Consider the following 21,075-nt stretch of genomic DNA (forward strand, 5'->3'; position numbering starts at 1 on the left):
TTTCAAAAAAAATACTACATTTGCACCACTAAAAAACGGGTTAAAATTGTAATATGAAAAAATACTTATACGCTATATTAGTATGTTTGTCAATTACCTCTTGTCATGTATTACCTAAAAAAGAGAAATTATATACCTCTTATACTACCTTAGATTTAGGAGTTGTTGGTATTCAAAAAAAGAGTCTTAGAAAATCAGAATATCAAGTTGTTGGAGTTCCTGAATTTAAAAAAAGGATAAGATTAAATGCAACTATTAAAAAGTTTACTGCTTCTAATTTTAAAAGTTATACAGCATATATAGATCACACTTCAAAAGAGCAACAAATTCAATTTAATGATTCGATACAACCAGTTCCTAATTTTATAGAGTTTGAAATTACAGATAAAGTTCAGGTTATAGAGGCGTTGAATAGCGATAATATTGAAGTACAGCGCTATTTGGTTAAAAACCCAGATGTAACTATAGTTTCCAAATTAAAAGGGGTAACAAATCCAGCTATTTTGGAACAAGTCAAAAAGAGTGATACATTTTATTTACAAACATCACCTAATAGACAACAATTCATACATATGTATAAGGGAGATAAATTGATAGGTAAAATTAATACATCTGCCATGGATACTTTTGAATATGATGTGTCATCTTTTTGTTGGCAAGTATCAGATAGAGATTCGATGAAAATAATAGGTATGGTTGAAGAAGGAGAATTATGTAGAAATGATTCATATAGAAACCCGAATAAAGCCATAAAAGATAAAATAAAGAAATATGACTTTTAGTATCAAAAATATAATTCTAACACTAGTTTTTGTTATTACACTAATTGGTTGTGAATCTTTTTTTGAAGAAGATATTTCTGATGAAAAAGTACTTGTTTTAGCTCCAGTTGATGGGGTAACTGTAGATGCGGGAACAATAAAATTCTCTTGGGAAGCGATAAGCGGAACAGATGAATATAAATTTCAGGTTGCTACTCCGACTTTTTCTACAGCCACTCAAATTGTAGAAGATACAAATATCACTGAAACATCAATTTCAATAAAATTAGAAAAAGGCGAATACGAATGGCGTGTTAAGGCTATGAATACTGAACACGAAACACCATTTACAACATATAAAATTACCATAAATTAAAAATCAATATGAAAAAGTTTTTATCGATTACGTTATTACTATCTACAATAGTTGTTTTTTCACAGACAATAACAAAAAATACTCATGCTGTAGGTTTAGAGCATAATATGTTATTTAATGCAACGAGTAGGTATACAGTTACACAAACGGGTAATGCCACTTTGAATTTAAGTTATTTATTTGACGGTAGATTTGAACCATCATATACATCTAATGCGCCGTCTATCAGTTCACCAACAGTGGTTACTATCGAAGGGTTACCAAATTACCATGTTCAAACAGGAGCTTGGGTAGGTTGGTCTACGAGGTATTGGCATGCAAAACGTTTTAAAATAGAAGCCTATAATATGTGGGCAAGTACTTATACTACAGCCAATACTTGGGTAACTGTAGCAGATTATACGGACAAAGATTATACAGAAGGAACCTCTTTTTCGATAAAACTACCTTCTGGATCGTATACTAAACTACGTTTTACATTTTATTCAACATATGGTTCTAACGGAAGGTTAGGAGTTTCTGAGTTATTTTATTTACATCCTGAAGCAACATCACCTTATCAAGGCTTAACAACGTCTTTTCAAAGCTTAAATATTCACAATAAGAAGCCTTTTGATACAAATGATGTAGATCAAAATCAAGATCATATTACATTTAGTTCTGATGATCCAGGAAATGGAAATTATTTTGGAGGTTTAACGTGGAAATCTGGAGGAAGAAGAAGAGCTGCTATTGCTGCAACGAGAGAGCATAGTGATGCTGATTTTGTAGGTTTATCTTTTTTAACTCAAGGGACTGATGGCCCTGGTCCATTTAAAGAAAGTATGAGGATTACGAGAAATGGTGAAGTAGGAATAGGAACATCTACTCCTGTTTCTGGTTATAAATTAACAGTTCAAGGTAATGTTAATGTTGGAGGTACTACTAATTCAAGATTAAGAGTTAGACATGTAGATGGTAAAGCTCCAACAAGTACAAGTTATGATAATTTGTATTTAAATTATAGTAATGGTAAAGATGTATATGTAGGAGGTTCATCTTCAGTATCAGGTACAGATTTATTTATACCAAAAGGAGATGTCGGTATTGGTACAAATTCTACAACATCAAAATTAGATTTAAGATCTGTTGAAAGAAAAGCATTTAGGATTTACAAAGAGAATACAACAGATAAGTATCTTAGTTTTTGGCATGGCACAGTAGGTGCAGTTATTGAACCTATTAGGACCAATGGAAGCACTTCTCAAATGTTTTTAGGAGGTTATGATAATCCAACTGATGTATATCTTTCAAATAAAGAAGGAGGAACAGTTGGTATTGGAACAACAAATACTAAAGGTTTTAAATTAGGAGTAAACGGTAAAATTGCAGCTACAGAGGTTAAAGTAGCTACATATACGAATTGGGCAGATTTTGTTTTTAATAAGGATTATAAGTTACCAACTCTAGAAGAAGTAGAAAATTATATTCAAGAAAAAGGTCATTTGGAAAATATTCCTTCTGCAGAAGAAGTAAAAAAAGATGGTTTTTTCTTAGGTGAAATGGATGCAAAATTATTACAAAAGATAGAGGAATTAACGCTATATACAATTCAACAAGAAAAAAGAATTAAAGAGTTAGAAGAAAAAAATAGTCAATTGGTAAAAGATGGGGAGCGTATTAATGAGTTGGAAAAGAAACTTAACCAATTACTAGATTCTAAGAAATAGATAACGTGAAGAGAATAGAAGTTTTTATCATATTTTTTATTGTCTTTTTGGGGTTTTCTGAAGCTCAAGAAGATCAACGTATTCAACAAATTCAGGAAAGATTAACAGTTTTTTCAGAAACTACACCAGGTTTACTTGAAAAAGTAAATTTAGACGTAAACAATACACAACTTCCAGTTTTCATTGCTTCATTAGGTAGAGAAACAGGAGTAAATATTGTTGTAGATAATCGAGTAGAAAATAAAATGTTAACCTATAATTTACCAGATGCTAGATTAATTGATTTTATTGTGTATTTGTGTAAAGAGTTTAATCTTACAGTAGATATTACAGGGAATATTATTGCTTTAAAAAATGAACCCATAAAAAAGCAAGAGAAAGTACAGTATGTTTCTAGAGATATCTTTACAGAATATGATCCAAATAGTAATTTATTTTCTATTGATTTGCAACAAGACACACTATCAGTTGCTTTTAAAAAAATTACAGATGTTACAGGTAAGAACTTAGTGTATTCGCCAAATTTAGCCAATAAAAGAATATCAGTTTATATAAAGAATAAGCCGTTTGAAAGTGCTATGGAAAAACTAGCGTTCTCAAATAATTTGGAGGTCATAAAAACTAAGGATGATTATTATTTATTCCAAGGTGATTATGCTAATACTGTTGCAGCTAACAATTCAGGCAGACGAGGAAATGTAAGTGCAACCCCATCACAAGTACAGCGACCAAAACGCTATAGAAAATCAAACTTCTATTTTAAAGTTTTAGATTCTATCAATAAAACATTAGAGGTAGATTTTGATAATGTAGCTATTGAAGATGTGATACGTGATATAGGAAACGATTTAAATATCAATTCGTTTACAAGTATTCCATTAACCAATATGGGAACGGTATCAATGAAAACGTCTGAAATAACCTATGATGATTTGCTAGCTAAAATCTTAGAAGACTCAAATTTCACTTTCAAAAAAGATGATAATATCTATTATTTTGGAAATGATAAAAATACATCAGCAAGAAGTTCAGTTGTGATTCCACTAATGCATCGTTCTATTGAAATTATGAATCAACCTGTTTCTTCTAATAGAAACAGAGGATTTAATTCAGGTTCTGGTTTTGGCTTTCAAGGAAACGGAGGTGGATTTAATAACAATACTTTTGGAAACCAAGGAAATGTAGGTTTCAATCAAAATGGTCAAAACTTTGGAAATAATACTTCCAACTCATTTCAGCAACAAAGAAGGGTCAACGTAAGTGCTAACCAATCATTTGATACCCATCAGAACAAGTCTGATGCTTTGATCAATATGTTGCCAAAAGAGGTGATTTCTGATTTAGAAATTAAAACAGATATTGAATTAAATGCTTTTATAGTTAGTGGAGATCAACAAAAAATTAATAAACTTAAAAAGTTTTTAAAGAAAATAGATAAGCCAGTTCCAGTAGTATTAATCGAAGTAATGATTCTAGAAGTTAATAAATCAAACACTTTAGATACGGGTGTGGAATTTGGTGTTGGAGATAGTCCAACAAAAAGTACTGGAGATTTATTTCCATCAGCAAATGTTACTTTAGGCGCAAGTGCAATCAATAGGCTTATTGGAGGATTTAACGGGTTTGGATCTTTAAATGCAGGTCGAGTAGTTCCGAATTTCTTTGCTAAAATTAAAGCTTTAGAAACCAATGGTAATGTGAGAGTACGTTCTACACCTAAGTTAGCTACTTTAAATGGACACAGTGCAATGCTTTCTAGTGGTGAAAGATCTTATTACGCAGTAGTTCGAAGAGATGTTATAGGAACACAAAATCCTCAGACAAGTACAATACGAAATTATGTGCCAATTGATGCAGATTTATCTATTTCTATAAAACCATTGGTTGCCGGAGATGATCAAATTACATTAAGTATTAATGTGGTTCAGTCTAGCTTCAATGGAGAACGAATAGATGAAGAAGCACCTCCGGGATTAAACTCAAGAGAATTTACATCGGCTTTACGTGTAAAAGATCAAGATGTTGTTATTTTAGGAGGTTTAGAAGAAAATGTAAAGAATGATTCAGGTTCTGGCGTTCCATTTTTAGCAAGAATTCCAGTTATCAAATGGTTATTTAGTAAAAGAGTAAGAACAGCTTCAAAATCAAAACTATCGGTATTGATTCGCCCTACGATTTTAAGATAAAAATATTAAAAAATAATAATTAATGATTGACTTTATGTTTGCCTCAAAAATAGAAAGCGAAAAAACGGAATTGCCAATTGAAGCTTAATGCATGAAGTTTTGAAAGTGAGCGATACGAAGTAATTTCCTAAGACTAAATTGATTTTTTTGTTTCGTTTTTTCATCAAGGAAAAAATGAAAATCGATCGTAATCAAATAATTTCTTATACCATTATTAATATTTTTAAACTTAAGGCTAGAACAAGTGTAGTTGTAAAGTTATATAATGAATAGTAATTAATAATATTTTAACCGATGTGAATCCCGATAGCGCGGATTTGTAATTCGTGCCAAATATGAGTAAGCTGTTAAACTGAGTAATCAATAATTATAATAACCTGATAAGGAGAAACTTTTCCGCACCGATCAACAATAAACATATATAAATAGAGGTAATATGACTAAACTAAGTCGAAGTAGGTGACTGAGTTTATCGAAGTCAACGATAAAATAATATTACATAAATGATAAAATCAGTATACGATTCGTGAAAATAATACAAAAAGACAGCCTTAATTTTAATTTATTTTGTGTTTTACAAATAATCTAAGATCAACCAAAACACGTTTGTACATGTCTTCAAACCAAAAATCGTATAGAACAGCTTTTATCTTTTTAACTTCATTATTCTTTTTATGGGGATTTATCACCGTACTGGTAGACTCTCTAATTCCTAGATTAAAAGAAGTATTTACATTAACTTATTTCCAAGCTGGATTAGTTCAATTTGCTTTTTTCGGGGCGTATTTTTTATTATCTATCCCAGCAGGATTTATTCTTTCTAAAATCGGATATAAAAAAGGAATTGTATTAGGTTTATCTACCATGGCCATTGGTTGTTTATTGTTTTACCCAGCAGCATCATTTCGTGTTTTTGGAATATTCATGTTAGCCTATTTTGTATTAGCAGGCGGTATGACAATTTTACAAGTAGCAGCAAACCCTTATGTAGCAGTTTTAGGTCCAGAAGAAGAGGCAAGTAGTCGATTAAATTTATCGCAAGCATTTAATTCATTAGGAACAGCTATTGCACCAGCTATAGGTGCTATGTTTATCCTAAGTGATAAAGTAAAAACGAAAGAAGAAATAACAGCACTTTCAGGTGCAGATAAAGAAGCTTATTTTATCTCTGAAGCTTCAGCAGTGCAATCACCTTTTTTAGGTATTGCTAGCTTTGTAATACTATTAGCTATCATTTTTGTCTTTGTAAAGTTGCCAAAATTGATGGAAAAAGTACCAGAAGGTGGGTATAAAAAATTAATGAAGAAAAAATCTTTAGTCATGGGGGCTATTGGAATTTTTGTTTATGTAGGAGCAGAAGTAGCTATCGGTAGCTATTTGGTAAGCTACTTTTTAGACATGAATTTGTTTGAAGTAATTAAAAACAATGAATTCATGCGAAGTATTTCAGAAGGGATTTTGGGTAGCGACCTAACTAATATAGATAATAAGGCAATTGTAGGCGCTTTTGTAACTTTTTATTGGTCTGGAGCCATGGTTGGACGATTTATAGGAGCTTATTTAACTAAAATCATTTCTCCATCTAAAGTATTAAGTGCTTTTGCTATTGGGGCTGTAACATTAATTGTAATTTCGATGAATACTTCTGGATTAGTAGCGATGTGGAGTATTTTAGCGGTAGGATTATTCAATTCAATTATGTTCCCGACTATTTTTACGTTAGCTATTGATGGTTTAGACGATTTAAAACCACAAGCATCTGGATTATTATGTACAATGATAGTAGGAGGGGCTGTAATTCCTCCATTATATGGGTTATTAACAGATAATATCGGATTCAAATTTGCATTTATTCTAGTATTATTATGTTACGGTTACATTTGGTATTATGGGTATTCAAAAAGGAAGTTAAATATTGGATAAACTATTATCAATACAATTTCCTTGAATTTTTAGTTCATTTTGTTGACAACAAGAAGAATACAATATAATTAAAAGTCCTAAGATAAAAACTTAGGACTTTTTTAATTTTTAAAACTATTTTTGAAATAATTAAAATAGAGAATACCTTACATATGGAACAAATTCTAAATTCATTATCGATTTCTCCTATCCAAGTTGTAGATGCTGATATTCCTTTAGAACAATACACTGCTATTTCTATTTCGAGTGAAAATAAAGCTTTAAAAGAGTTTGATGTTGCTTCATCAATTGAATGGTCAAGTTATTTGGACCAGTATTTAGAAGAAAAACAAGCAAAAGTAGCTTATGGTGGGTATTTAGAGAAAAGAGATATTTATAAAAGAAGTAACTATTTTAATACTACAGAAGCTACCGAAGAACGAAATATTCATTTAGGTATAGATTTATGGTGTAATGAAGGAACTAAGGTTTTGGCTGCTTTAGATGGTACCATACATAGTTTTCAGAATAATAAGAATCATGGTGATTACGGCCCTACTATTATACTCGAGCATCATTTAGAGAATATTACATTTTACACATTGTATGGACATCTTTCTTTAAATTCATTAGATAATATAGCAGTAGGACAAGAAGTTAAAAAAAGTGAAGTCATAGGCTTTTTAGGAGATAATTCAGTAAATGGAGATTATGCTCCTCATTTACATTTTCAACTCATATTAGATCTACAAGGTAATTCAGGGGATTATCCTGGAGTTTGTTCAGAAAAAAATATAAATCTTTATAAAAAGAATTGCCCAAACCCGAATTTACTATTAAAATTGCCTCATGAAATATAGACAGTTGACCACGGAGCAATTTAAAAGTTTGCATGAAGAGTTTGCTCAATTTTTAGCGACACAAGGAATTGATGCTAATGAGTGGAAAAAGATTAAAGAAGAAAAAGCAGCATTAGCAGAAAATGAATTAAATGTTTTTAGCGATATTGTTTGGAATAATGTATTAAACAAAACAGAATATTTAGAACATTTTTCAAAAAATACAATTAATCTTTTTAACTGTAAAGCTGAAAAAATCAGTAGAATCGTAATTAAAGTAGAAAAAGAAGTTGATTTATTAACACAAAATGGTTATACTTGGTTACTAGAAAATTATAATTCAAAGGAAGTTGATATCTTTGAAGGCTCAAAGAAGTATACTTCTGAGCGAAATGTTGAAATATTTGATTTAATAGAAAAAGGGAGTGCCATAAGCAAAGGTGAGTTATATAGTTTTTTTAAAAAAATTATAAGTTAGTTATTAACAATCACCATTTTGGTCCAACTTTTGTTTATTTTTGAGTAAAAACACAATCTATCAAAATGAAGAAATTTATTGTAGCATTATTTTTAGGTTTAATGGCTTTCACGGCGGAAGCTCAAGACGTTAAAAGCATTTTAACTTCAGGAAAATGGTTTATTGAGTCAATTCAAGAAAAAGGCGAAGAACCAGAAATGTCAATTAATAAAACTGACGAGTGGTTAGCTTTTTCTGAAGATGGTAAAGTAGAAGAAAATCATTTCGGTGATTCTAAAATGTTCTCTTGGACTTATGATAACGATAAGAAAATGATTAAGCTTTCTGGATCTGAAACTATTTTCCATAGAGTAATAGAAGTATCTGACGATAAACTTATCGTTGAATTAATAGAAGACCTAGAAAATGCAGATGATAACTTAATGATTACTTTCATTAAGTAACACTAAAAGTTCATCTGTACCAGAAGACGCAACGTCTTTGATAATTGTTAAGTTATCAAAGGCGTTTTTATTTATATTAGGATTAGGGTCGATAAAATAAATAGGGGTATCAGGTTGAATAAAATTCACTAAACTAGCCGCTGGGTATACTTGCATGGAAGTACCAATAATAACTAAAATATCTGCCTTTTCAGTAATAGAAACTGCTAGATCAAGCATAGGTACTTGTTCTCCAAACCAAACAATATGAGGACGTAATTGAGAACCATCTTCCGCTTTATCACCCAATATAATATCGTTTCTCCACTCACAAATTAAATTTTCATTCACAGAACTTCTAGCTTTTACTAATTCACCATGTAAATGAGTGATATCACTACTACCAGCTCTTTCATGTAAATCATCGACGTTTTGAGTTACTATAGATACCTTAAACTTTTCTTCTAATTTTTTTAAATTATAATGCGCTTTATTAGGTTGCACATCAGATAATTGTCTTCTACGCTGATTATAAAAATCCAAAACCAACTCAGGATTGTTTTCAAAACCCTGTGGAGAAGCAACTTCCATAATATCATGACCTTCCCATAGACCATCAGCATCTCTAAATGTATTAATTCCGCTTTCGGCACTTATTCCAGCACCAGTAAGTACAACCAAATTTTTCATGGAATTAAAAGTAATAATTTTTATAAGTTTGTGCTATGATTGATGAAGATTTATTGGCTTATCTTGAGCAATACGTAACAGAGAATAGAAAAAATACATTTAAAGAGGTATTATCTCAAAGAACGCGTCATTTTACTGTAGTTTTAGAAAATGTTTTTCAACCTCACAATGCTAGTGCTGTTATGAGAAGTTGTGATGTATTTGGACTTCAAGATGTATATACCATAGAAAATAGTTATGTCAATAAGGTTTCTCGAAAAATAGCTAAAGGAAGCCAGAAATGGCTCGATTTTCATCGATTTAAATCGGAAACGAATAATACTAAAGAATGTTTTGATACACTGAAACAAAAAGGATATCAAATAATAGCAACGACACCTCATAATGATTCATGTTACCTATCAGATTTTGATATTACTAAAAAATCAGCATTTGTGTTTGGAGTTGAGCGAGAAGGGGTATCAGATTTTATGTTAGAAAATGCGGATGGGTATTTAAAAGTGCCTATGGTTGGTTTTACAGAAAGTTTAAATATTTCTGTAGCCGCAGCTATAATTTTACAAGATATTACTACACGATTACGAAAATCTGATATTGCTTGGCAGTTAACAGATCAGGAGAAATTAGAAATCTATGCTCTTTGGATAGAAAAGTCTATTAAAAATGTAGAGAAATTCAAAAATACTTACTTTCAGTAGAAGTAATTCTACATAAAATAATTAGATAATTAATTTTATACAAAAGGCTTATTCCTTATTGTTTAAAATCAATAAGATTTATTGAATAAATTTTATTTTTTGAAAAAAAATTAGCTTAATTTTTGTTGAATCGTAAATTATCCATATGTTTGGTAAACCAAATTGGTAAACCAGTTTTAAAAACTAAAATCTAAAAACTTATACAGGTACTTTTTAACTTATTTTGTTTTTATAATTAAATCTTGAAATGAAAAAATTTTTAATATCTCTTTTTACTGTAATCACTTTTTATTGTTGTAAAACAGCTACTTCTTATAATAATATACAAGTTGAAACTAAAGAAGCATTAGTAAAAGCGATTAAAAGTGCAAAACCAGGAGATGTTATTGTTATGGCTAATGGTGAATGGAAAAATTTAGAGCTTAAATTTTATGGTTTAGGTACCAAAGAAGCACCAATAACATTAAGAGCAGAAACTGATGGCGAAGTAATAATAACGGGGAAATCATTTTTAAAACTAGGTGGGGAGTATTTAAAAGTTGAAGGATTGTATTTTACCGATGGTTATACTACAGATAAAGCGGTTATTAGGTATAAAATTGATAATAATAAAATTGCTAAGCACTGCATTGTTACCAATTGTGTAATTAAAAACTTTACACAACCTAATAGAGATAAAAAAGACCATTGGATAGAATTTTGGGGGCAACATAATCAATTAGATCATTGTTATATCTCAGGTAAATCTAATCAAGGACCTACACTTAGAGTTTTCTTAAAAGGAAACGAAAATGTAAATACATATCATAAAATTTTTGCCAATCATTTTGGACCACGTCCAAGAAAAGGAGGACCAAGGGCAGAAACCATGCAAATTGGAGATAGTTATACTTCTATGACTCCTGCTTATGTTAAAGTAGAGAAAAACTACTTTGAAAAGTGCAATGGAGAAGTAGAAATCATCTCAAGCAAATCTAACTTTAATGAATTTAATTATAACATTTTTGATCAATGTGAAGGTTCTTTGGTATTAAGACATGGAAATTATAACAAAATAAACGGTAATATTTTTATTGGTAGTGATGATTCTAATTTCATAGGCGGAATTAGAGTAATTAATACAGGGCATTGGATCACAAATAATTATTTCTATAACTTAAGAGGTAATGAGTTTCGTGCTCCATTAGCGGTTATGAATGGTATTCCTAAATCCCCATTAAATAGATACAATCAAGTAACTGATGTGGTGGTGGCTAATAATACTTGGATGAATTGTAAGTCACCATTCCACTTTAGTGTAGGAGCAAATCTAGAGCAAAAAGATGTTTTGCCTGCTTCTGAAATCAGGTCAGCAAGACCGGAGCGTATTATTATAGCTAACAATATTATGTATAGTGAAAATACTTCAGATAGTTTAATTGTTGCTTATGATGATGTAGATGGGATAAATTTTTACAAAAATATATCAAGTCATCCTTTTAATACTGTAATTACAAAAGAAGGGGTGATTAGTGAAAAAATTGAAATGGAAAGGTATAGTGATTGGCTTTTATTCCCAAATTCTCAACTAAAAGAAGGATATACAGGCTTCGATTTTGATAAGAATATTAGAACTGATTTATTTGGACGCTCTAGAGAGAATATTACGATTGGAGCTATCAGTCAGTTCAATAATATCAAAGGAGAAATAGATTATAAAATATATGGTACAAACTGGTTTAATCCTAATGTAAAAAGAAAACAACCAAAGCAAACAGAAGCAAATAATTCAGAAGAGTTTTTAAAAGCAATTGAGAATTCTGACATTGGAGATACTATACTATTAACGGCTAAAAATTATACAATTACTACTCCTGTATCAATAAAAACTGAAATAGTAATTACTTCAAAAAATAAAGAAGAGAGAGCACAACTACATTTTACAGGAGAAGCTTCAGGATTTAAATTATATCCTAACTCAAATTTAAAACTTACGAATGTTGAATTATTAGGTGATGGAACGCAAAAAGCATTTTCGACACTAGATGAAAATATGTACACAACCTATAACTTGTTTGTAGATAATACTCAAGTATCTAATTTTAAAACCATATTTGAAGCAACTAAAGGATCTTTTGCTGATGAAATTAGTATAACAAATTCTGAGCTTACGAATTGTAAGTATGGTATTTTATTAAATAAAGAAATAGATGATAAAGGAGATTATAATGCAGAATTTTTAACTATCGAAAATTCTAAATTTTCCAATATAGCTAAAGATGTGATCAATTACTACAGAGGAGGATATGACGAATCGACAATTGGAGGTAATTTAATAGTAAAGAAAAATACCTTTACTAATTGCGGGAAAAGCGAACTCAATGGAATATTAATAAAAAATAGAGGGATTGTTAATTTAGAATTTGAGAATAACTCGTTTATCAATAATTCACCCAAATTTACAGCTATTCTTTGGGGAGCAAAAGGACAAAAGTCTGTTAACAATACGATACAAAACTCAGGAAAAATTAAAGTAGAAGAAAATTTATCTCAAAAATTAATTTACTAACCTCTATGTTATACAATTATAAAACATTGATTATCATTTTCATGTTGTCTCTCATTTCTTGTAATGAAAGTCAACATAAAAAAGATAATAATAGAGAAAATAAGGTCAATACATTTAAACATCCAAATGTAGCACTAACTGTAAAAGGTGTACAAGAGATTAGAAAGCAATTAGGAAAAGCACCGCTTTTTGATGAAACTTTAGCAAAAACAAAAGAAGAAGTAGATAAAGCAATTATCAAAGGAATAAATGTTCCTATACCAAAGGATATGGCAGGAGGATATACGCATACTCAACATAAAAAAAACTATGTGATGATGCATAAAGCCGGAATGTTATTTCAAATTTTAAATGATGATACATATGCTATCTATATCAAGGATATGCTGATGAAGTATGCGGAATTATATCCAAACTTACAAAGACATCCACAAGAAAGATCATATGCAAGAGGGAAAATTTTTTGGCAGTGTTTGAATGATGCCAATTGGTTGGTATATACAAGCCAAGCTTATGACTGTATTTATGGTTGGTTATCAAAAGAGGATAGGGATTTTTTAGAGAAAAATTTATTTAAACCATTTGCAGATTTTCTGTCTGTGGAAACACCTCAGTTTTTTAATCGTATTCACAATCATAGTACTTGGGGTTGTGTTGCTGTGGGAATGATAGGTTTGGTAATGGATGATGAAGTATTAGTAAATCGCGCACTTTATGGAATTGAAAACGATGGTATTGCTACTGATGCTAAGGATAATGACGGAGGATTCATTAAAAATAAAGAAGGTAAATCAGGTTTTTTAGCAAATTTAGATAGTCCTTTTTCTCCAGATGGTTACTATACTGAAGGTCCTTATTATCAGAGATACGCAATGTATCCTTTTTTGATATTTGCGCAAGCACTTCAAAATAAAAAGCCAGAACTAGATATTTTTAAATATAAAGATGGTGTTTTAATAAAATCGGTTGATGCTATTATAAACTTATCGGATGAAGACGGAGAATTTTTTCCTTTAAACGACGGTCAAAAGGGGATGTCTTACCATACAGAATCTTTGGTTTCTGCTGTTGATATTGCTTATTTCTACGGAGATCAAGATCGAAAATTACTTTCTATAGCAAAAGCACAAAATAAAGTACAATTAGATGAAGCAGGGATGGCAGTTGCTACTGCTATTTATAATGATCAAGAGTTACCTTTTGAAAAAAAATCTATTGAACTACGTGATGGAGCAAAAGGAGATAAAGGTGGAGTAGGAATTTTAAGAACAAGTATTAATGATCAAAAATTAACTTTAGTCATGAAATACTCGGCTCATGGTTTGAGTCATGGACATTTTGATAAACTTTCTTTTTCATTCTATGAAAATGGTGAAGAAGTAATTCAAGATTACGGTCTAGTACGTTATGTAAATGTAGAACAGAAAAATGGGGGAGGATATTTAAAAGAAAATAAAACTTGGGCCAAACAGACTATTGCTCATAATACTATTGCGATAAATGAAGAATCTCAATACAAAGGAAAATATAAGGAAAGTAGTAAACATCATTCAGATAAGTATTTTTTTAATGTTTCTAATCCAAAATTTCAAATCGTAAGTGCGAAAGAAAATAATGCATATAAAGGAACTAAAATGCATAGAACAATGGCTTTAGTTTCCGATGAAGATTTAGCAAAACCATTTATAATAGATGTATATAGAGTAAACTCAGATCAAAAACATAAATACGACTTACCCTATTACTATTTTGGTCAATATATTTCATCAACTATCGATTTTAAAAAGTTCACAAGTTTATCGCCTTTAGGTGACAGCAATGGATATCAACACCTATGGAAAGAAGCCCAAGGAAAATCGAAAGAACAATTTTCCCAATTCACATGGTTACACCATAAAACATTCTATTCATTATCCTCTGCAAACACATCAAACGATACTTTTATTTTGGGAAGTATTGGAGCAAATGATCCTAGTTTTAATTTACGAAATGATCCCGTAATAATCCAACGTAAAGAAAATACTTCAACTGTTTTGTATGTAAATATCTTAGAATCCCATGGTATTTATAATCCAGTTACTGAAGCTGCTTTAAATTCATATAGTGAAATAAAAAACATTGAAGTATTGTTGGATACGGAAGAGTATACTAGTGTAGAAATTCATTTCAAAAATGGAACAAAGAAAGTTTTCATTGTTTCAAATCAAAATGCATCAGACATAGCAAATCATAAATTAAATATCAATAATACGGACTATCAATGGTCAGGTCCTTATTATTTTAATAATTAAATCATAAACCAATGAAAACATTTGAAGCAAGTAAGGAGTTTCTATTCGGAGATGAAATAGAATGGGAAACAGTAGGTGAAGGCGTTAAACGTAAAATAATGGGATATAATAATGAAATTATGCTTGTTAAAGTACATTTCGAAGTTGGTGGAGTTGGGCCAATGCATGAGCATTATCATTCACAAGTAACTTATGTAGAAAGTGGATCTTTTCAACTTACGATTGGTAAAGAAACTAAAATACTAAAAGGGGGTGATTGCTTTTATATACCACCGCACGTAATGCATGGAGCTATATGTAGAGAGGCAGGAGTGTTAATTGATGTATTTAGTCCTATTAGAGAGGATTTTATGACAAAATAATATAGGTTTTCTTTTGAATTAAGAAAAATTACATTTATATTTGGTTAACCAAATTGGTAAACCAATTTAAAAACATAAAAAATAAGGATAGATGGTCGGCTATCCTTATAGTTAACTTCCTTTCGGCGGGAAGAAATTACAAATGCAAAAACGCAATTGCAATACAAAAATAATGAATTTATATTATTTGCAATTATTGAACTGCAATTTTGTGTTTGTGTAAGATCAAATTATTACAAACAAACATTAAATTATGAACTTACGAACAAAATTAACTTTTATGGCTATGCTACTTTATTGTATGGCTATTGTCGCTCAAGAGAGCTTTGATGTTAGTGGTACTGTCTTAGGGGATGAAGATGGATTGCCTATACCAGGGGTGAATGTCATCATTTTCGGAACAGAAAAAGGTACATCTACAGATTTTGATGGTAATTTTTCTTTAAAAGCTAAAGAAGGAGATGTGCTACAATTTTCAAATTTAGGATATGTAACTAGGCTAATTACAGTAAAAAGTAACGTTAGACTAGAAGTAAAGTTAAAACAAGATGCGAATTTACTAGATGAAGTAGTAGTTGTAGGTTATGGTACACAAAAAAAATCAAACATAACTGGAGCAGTATCCAAATTAGTAAATAAAAACTTAGAACAGGTTGGGGTTTCCCGTGTTGATGATGCATTAGTTGGTCAAGTGTCTGGGGTAAATATACAAGCTACTGAGGGGGAAGCTGGTTCGGCACCCACAATACGTATTAGAGGTACAGGTTCTATTTCAGGAAATTCAGATCCTTTAATTGTTGTTGATGGATTAGTAGTAGCTAATGATTTTATGGCAACTTTAGATATGAATGATGTAGAATCTTTTGATGTATTAAAAGATGCAGCTTCTACCGCAATTTATGGTTCAAGAGGTTCGAATGGTGTAATACAAATCACAACAAAATCAGGAAAAGAAGGGAAAACAAAATTTTCATATAGCACATTTACTGGATTTAAAGAGGCTAGACGTTCAGATGCTTATGATTTTTCATTGGCTCAAACAGCGGCTGCAGAACAAGCTTTTAGTGGTGGATTATCAGATAGAACACGATATAAATTACTTATAGGTACAGATAGAAGTTGGCAAGATGTCATCTTCGATGGAGGTACTATTACTAGTCATTCATTTAGCGCAAGAGGGGGGAACGATAAAACAAAATTTAGTACAAATCTTGGATACTTAAAAGATGAAGGGGTTTTACTAACAGATAATTTTGAGAGATATAATTTGAAATTGAAAGTTGATACAAAACTTTCTAAAAAAATAAAAGTAGGTTTTAGTGTTACACCAACATTCACGAAAAGAAGACGTTTCGATGGTTCTGTGCATGATATTTTAAGACAACCTTCTTGGTTACCTTTATATATTGATGAAAATAATATACAATTTGTTAACCGATTAAGAGATAATGGTAAATGGGCTAATGTTCAAATAGGAGATTACGCAGTTCAACGTATGTTTGATGATTATGATTTAGTAACAGGACAGCCTATAGTATCAGGAGGTACAGATATTAGTAACTCATCAAATACAAATCCGGCAGCTAAAGTACTGGAAAGAAACCGTACCCAAGATCGATTTCGTTTATTTGGTTCTGTATATTTAAACTATAAAATTATTGATGGATTAGAGTTTAAAACATCTTTTTCTGGTGATTACGAACAAAGTAATGGATTTCGTTATTCAGGAGTAGAAGCCAATAGAAATGGTGCTGATGCAGCGTTTTTAACGCTAACTGGTTTTAACAGAATACATTTAGTAAATGATAATTACTTTACGTATAAAAAGGTATTTGGAGAAGCCCATAACTTTAATGCAGTAGCAGGTTTTTCTACTGAGAATTTTGATTTTGATTTTCAATCTGTTACAGGTACAGGTTTTGCTTCAGATATTTCACAAACTTTAGGGGCTGCAGAAAATATTTCAGCTAGACTTTCTGAACAATATAAAACAGGTTTTGTGTCTTTATTTGGAAGGATAAATTACGCATATGATGATAGATATTTACTATCCTTAAGTTATAGAAGAGACGGTAGCTCTGTTTTTGGTCCAAATAATAAATTTGGTGATTTCCCAGCTGCTTCAATAGGTTGGATTGCTAGTAATGAAAGTTTCTTAGAAGATAGCGAAGTAATTTCCAATTTAAAATTAAGAGCTAGTTATGGTTTAAGTGGTAACAATAGAACAAGTACTGGTAGTAACATAACTAATTCTTATCCTTTTGCAGCTTTGTTACAGTCTAGTCAGGCAATTTTAGACGGTAATGGTACTATAGCCCCAGGTTTTAATCCAAGTAATTTAGCAAATCCTGATTTAAAATGGGAGCGCTCGCAAGAAATCAACTTAGGATTAGATTTTGGTATTCTTAACAATAGAATTTCAGGATCGATAGATGTATATCAGAAAACAAATGATCAACAGTTGTTATTCAACCCAGTGTCAAGTACAACAGGTTTTTCTAATGGTTTAGTTAACCTTGGTAAATCAGAAAATAGAGGTTTTGAAGCTGAATTGAGAACGCGTAATATTTCAAATGAAGATTTTACATGGTCGTCAACAATTTTAGCATCGGTGAATGAAAATGAACTTTTAGATTTCGGAGATTCTAATGGTCAAATATTAAATGTAGATTCAAAAAGAGCTGCAGAATGGATCAATTTAGTAGGAAATCCAGTAGCTTCATTTTATGGTTGGGTAGTAGATGAAGAAATTCCTTTAGAATTTATTAATAATCCTTTTCATCCAGTAGGTGGTGAGGCTCAAGATGTGTATGTAAAAGATCTTAATGGAGATGGTTTAATAGACGATGATGATAAAACGATTTTAGGTAATCCATACCCAGATTTAGTTTGGAGTTTTACTAATAATGTTCGTTATAAGAATTTTGATTTAAGTTTTATGTGGCAAGGTAGTCATGGAGCAGAAGTTAGAAATATGGGAGATCAATATTTATTCAATCATTTTAATAGCTCTCAAGATTTTAACACAGCTACAACTCCAAATCAAGAATTTATCAGACAAAAAATATTCACAAATTCAATAATCCAAGATGCATCTTACATAACATTAAGAAATGTGAATATGGGATATAATTTCTCAAATAGTTTACCAGATTCTTTCGAATTTATTTCAAAAGCAAGAATTTATGTTACGGGTCAAAATTTATTGTATTTCACCGCAGATAACTATACAGGATTTAATCCAGAGTTTGTAGAAAATACAGGGCCATTAACTTACGGTTATCAGAGAGCAGGTTCTCCAATATTTAGAACAGTATCATTAGGTGTTAATCTAGAATTTTAAACCAACAGCAATGAAAAAACTAAAATATATATTCTCAATACTAATCATTACTGTAATAGTGTCTTGTAATGATGATTTTCTTGACCTTAAACCCATTAATGTTCCTAATGGCGAAACTTTCTATGCTAATGATGATGAAATAGAACTTGGAGTAGTAAATATGTATGATGGTATTCAAGGTATTAACTCTACTAGATCTAATGACAATCATGGAATTCAAGTTGAATTTTATGTGACTGAAATGCGTAGTGATAATACTGAAACTAAGAGTAGTGAAGGAGAAGCAGCACAATTTGAAGATTTTGCAATTGAAGCTACAAATGGAATAGTAGATGATTACTATCGTAGTTTTTATAATATCATTTTTAGAGCAAATGTGATTTTAGAAAACTTAGGAAATGCTTCAGATGCAAAAAGAGGTCAATTTGAAGGAGAAGCTAAATTTGTTAGAGCTTATGCTTATTTCAATTTAGTACGTTTGTTCGGAAACATTCCATTAGTGGATAGAGTAATTTCTCCTGAAGATAAAGAAATACAATTTACACAAAAGCCTCAAAGTGAAGTGTATGCTTTAATAGAATCAGATTTAGAATTTGCAATCAATAGCTTAACTAATGATAGTCAGTATCGCGCTTCTAAAGCAGCAGCTCAAGCTTTATTAGCTAAGGTATATATGACTACAGAAAATAAACGTTACTTACAAGCGCAACAATTGTGTGAAGATATTATCAATTCATCTCAATTTAGCTTAGAAACTAACTTTAAAGATATCTTTTTTAATGAAGGGAATAGTGAAGTACTATTTGTTATAGGGTATAATGGAGATGATGCATTAAACAGTCAAAATTTTTCAGCAGAATGGTTAAATGCTGTAGGAAGAACAAGTGGTGTAAATTATGCGACTCCAGACTCTAAAGAAGCATTAGATAATTTTGGAGGAAATAGAGCACAATTTTCATACAGAGTAGATGTTACACAACCTACAAAATTTCAAGTTGTAAAATATATACCAGACGGAGATTCAAGTTTAGGAATAGATCCTACCTCAAGTAATCCAACTCAAGCAGGTAACGATTGGATTGTATTACGATATGCAGATGTACTTCTGATGCATGTTGAGGCTATTATGGCAACTAATAACGATACATCAGTACCAGCTGCTTTAGAATCATTTCAAAAGGTAAGAGATCGTGCTGGTCTTACTACGCCTGTTACTTCAATTACTAAAGATGAATTATTATTAGAAAGACGCGTTGAATTAGCTTACGAAAATCACCGTTTATTCGACTTGTTACGATTCAATAAAGCACAAGAGGTTCTATCAAACTTTGCAACCAATACAGGTAGAAGTTTTAGTGCAACAGATCTGTTATTACCTATTCCTCAAAGAGAAGTGAATTTAGGTAAAGGAGTTTTAAATCAAAACCCTGGTTATTAATCAAAAAAATAATTTTAAAATGAAAACTAAAGATAAATTATTTAAAAAATATCACTTCTTAGTAATCTTCTTGAGTATAGCTTTATTCTCATTCAGCGCTTGTGAATCTTTTGAATTTGAACTTCCTGAAGAAGGTTCTATTGAAGATAAAACACCTCCTTCAGCTGAATTTGAAGCTTCACAAAGCACTGTAGATTTTAAGAGATATAATTTTGCAAATCTATCTGTAAGTGCTACAACGTACCAATGGGATTTTGGAGATGGAAACACATCTACTGATGTTGATGGAGTTAATGATTATCCTGGTGAAGGTAAGTACACAGTAACATTAACAGCTTCTGATGCTTTAGGTGTTGAAAGTACCATTTCAAAAGAAATAGAAGTTGTAGAACCTGAACAACCCGATACTCCTGATCCTGTAATTGTGAATGCAGATTTTACAAAATTACCAAAATCATCAGGTTCTGATTGTGCATGCTCTGCATGGATTAATAAAAGTTTAGGAGATCAAGGTGAATCTAGCTCTGGTAATGGAGGATCTGATAATGTGTTGAAATTAGATAATATTGAACCAGATCATGCTTACCAAGAATTTGAGGTGGTTCCTAATGCTGATTATACAATAACAGTACTAGCTTCTTTTAAGGAGCCGTCAGGAGGTGCAGCTCCAACTAGTGTTTTAGAAGTGAGAGTATTATCAGGATCAGGTTATGTAGGTGGATATACTCCAGTATATTATACAGATACAGCTGAATTTCCGCAAGATAATTGGGGGTATACATCTATAGCTCAGGTAGAAACAGCAGCTAATAACCTATTAAATGAAAGTATTGCTAATCCAGTAGATGATAGTTATGTAACCTACACATTTACTTTTAATTCAGGAGCTAATGATAGTGTTGCATTATTCTTAAGAGGTATTGGAGGACCTGCTACTGGAGGTAATGGAGGAGACTTTGGTTACAACAGTGGAGATGAAGAAATACGAATAGATACTGTTACGATTACCGCGATTAACAAATAATTCTTTTG

General features: G+C 31.0%; 16 protein-coding genes. 15 read left to right on the top strand and 1 reads right to left on the bottom strand.

All coding sequences use genetic code 11. The annotated features are described in order from the left end of the window. The first annotated feature begins 53 nt into the window (after positions 1 to 53). From BVC87_RS05445 to BVC87_RS05480, 8 genes are all read left to right on the top strand, one after another. A complete protein-coding gene (locus BVC87_RS05445; protein WP_075341344.1) occupies positions 54 to 782 on the top strand; it encodes a hypothetical protein in 729 nt (242 codons plus the stop codon). Next, positions 772 to 1,137 (top strand): hypothetical protein, encoded by a 366-nt coding sequence (locus BVC87_RS05450; protein ID WP_075341345.1) that lies wholly within the window; start codon positions 772 to 774, stop codon positions 1,135 to 1,137. Before BVC87_RS05445 ends, BVC87_RS05450 begins: the two co-directional genes overlap by 11 nt. An 8-nt stretch (positions 1,138 to 1,145) precedes the next feature. Next, entirely contained in the window at positions 1,146 to 2,846 is a 1,701-nt protein-coding gene (locus BVC87_RS05455; protein WP_075341346.1) for a DUF4200 domain-containing protein, read from the top strand. Between the two features lie 5 nt (positions 2,847 to 2,851). After that, entirely contained in the window at positions 2,852 to 5,032 is a 2,181-nt protein-coding gene (locus BVC87_RS05460) for a type II secretion system protein GspD (RefSeq protein ID WP_075341347.1), read from the top strand. 612 nt (positions 5,033 to 5,644) lie between these two features. After that, positions 5,645 to 6,955, top strand: coding sequence for a sugar MFS transporter (locus BVC87_RS05465; RefSeq protein WP_075341348.1), 1,311 nt, complete (start codon positions 5,645 to 5,647; stop codon positions 6,953 to 6,955). A 152-nt stretch (positions 6,956 to 7,107) separates the two neighbouring features. Further along, positions 7,108 to 7,794, top strand: coding sequence for a peptidoglycan DD-metalloendopeptidase family protein (locus BVC87_RS05470; RefSeq protein WP_075341349.1), 687 nt, complete (start codon positions 7,108 to 7,110; stop codon positions 7,792 to 7,794). Further along, positions 7,784 to 8,251: a DUF6495 family protein gene (locus BVC87_RS05475; RefSeq protein WP_075341350.1), complete on the top strand. Its 468-nt coding sequence runs from the start codon at positions 7,784 to 7,786 to the stop codon at positions 8,249 to 8,251. The genes BVC87_RS05470 and BVC87_RS05475 overlap by 11 nt, the downstream gene beginning before the upstream one ends. A 65-nt stretch (positions 8,252 to 8,316) precedes the next feature. Continuing rightward, positions 8,317 to 8,694: a lipocalin-like domain-containing protein gene (locus tag BVC87_RS05480; RefSeq protein WP_075341351.1), complete on the top strand. Its 378-nt coding sequence runs from the start codon at positions 8,317 to 8,319 to the stop codon at positions 8,692 to 8,694. Here the strand turns inward: BVC87_RS05480 and BVC87_RS05485 are convergent. Beyond that, the gene (locus tag BVC87_RS05485; RefSeq protein ID WP_075341352.1) at positions 8,671 to 9,363 is read right to left on the bottom strand and encodes an SIR2 family NAD-dependent protein deacylase; all 693 of its coding nucleotides are present in this window, start codon (positions 9,361 to 9,363) and stop codon (positions 8,671 to 8,673) included. The two genes, BVC87_RS05480 and BVC87_RS05485, sit on opposite strands and share 24 nt — an antisense overlap. Positions 9,364 to 9,398: 35 nt before the next feature. On the opposite strand from BVC87_RS05485, the gene BVC87_RS05490 reads away from it, so the two are divergent. From BVC87_RS05490 to BVC87_RS05520, 7 genes are all read left to right on the top strand, one after another. Then, entirely contained in the window at positions 9,399 to 10,061 is a 663-nt protein-coding gene (locus tag BVC87_RS05490; protein ID WP_075341353.1) for a TrmH family RNA methyltransferase, read from the top strand. Between the two features lie 247 nt (positions 10,062 to 10,308). Beyond that, positions 10,309 to 12,609, top strand: a complete 2,301-nt coding sequence (locus BVC87_RS05495) for a chondroitinase-B domain-containing protein (RefSeq protein ID WP_075341354.1) — start codon at positions 10,309 to 10,311, stop codon at positions 12,607 to 12,609. Between the two features lie 41 nt (positions 12,610 to 12,650). Beyond that, on the top strand, positions 12,651 to 14,900 hold the full coding sequence (locus BVC87_RS05500; RefSeq protein WP_234974638.1) for an alginate lyase family protein: 2,250 nt from the start codon (positions 12,651 to 12,653) through the stop codon (positions 14,898 to 14,900). An 11-nt stretch (positions 14,901 to 14,911) separates the two neighbouring features. Further along, entirely contained in the window at positions 14,912 to 15,262 is a 351-nt protein-coding gene (locus BVC87_RS05505; RefSeq protein WP_075341356.1) for a cupin domain-containing protein, read from the top strand. Positions 15,263 to 15,515: 253 nt separating this feature from the next. Beyond that, on the top strand, positions 15,516 to 18,605 hold the full coding sequence (locus tag BVC87_RS05510; RefSeq protein ID WP_075341357.1) for a SusC/RagA family TonB-linked outer membrane protein: 3,090 nt from the start codon (positions 15,516 to 15,518) through the stop codon (positions 18,603 to 18,605). A 10-nt stretch (positions 18,606 to 18,615) separates the two neighbouring features. Continuing rightward, entirely contained in the window at positions 18,616 to 20,043 is a 1,428-nt protein-coding gene (locus BVC87_RS05515) for a RagB/SusD family nutrient uptake outer membrane protein (protein WP_075341358.1), read from the top strand. A 19-nt stretch (positions 20,044 to 20,062) separates the two neighbouring features. Then, a complete protein-coding gene (locus tag BVC87_RS05520) occupies positions 20,063 to 21,067 on the top strand; it encodes a PKD domain-containing protein (RefSeq protein WP_075341359.1) in 1,005 nt (334 codons plus the stop codon). The last annotated feature ends 8 nt before the right edge of the window (positions 21,068 to 21,075 follow it).

It is taken from the genome of Tenacibaculum agarivorans (assembly GCF_001936575.1).
Classification (GTDB): domain Bacteria; phylum Bacteroidota; class Bacteroidia; order Flavobacteriales; family Flavobacteriaceae; genus Polaribacter; species Polaribacter agarivorans.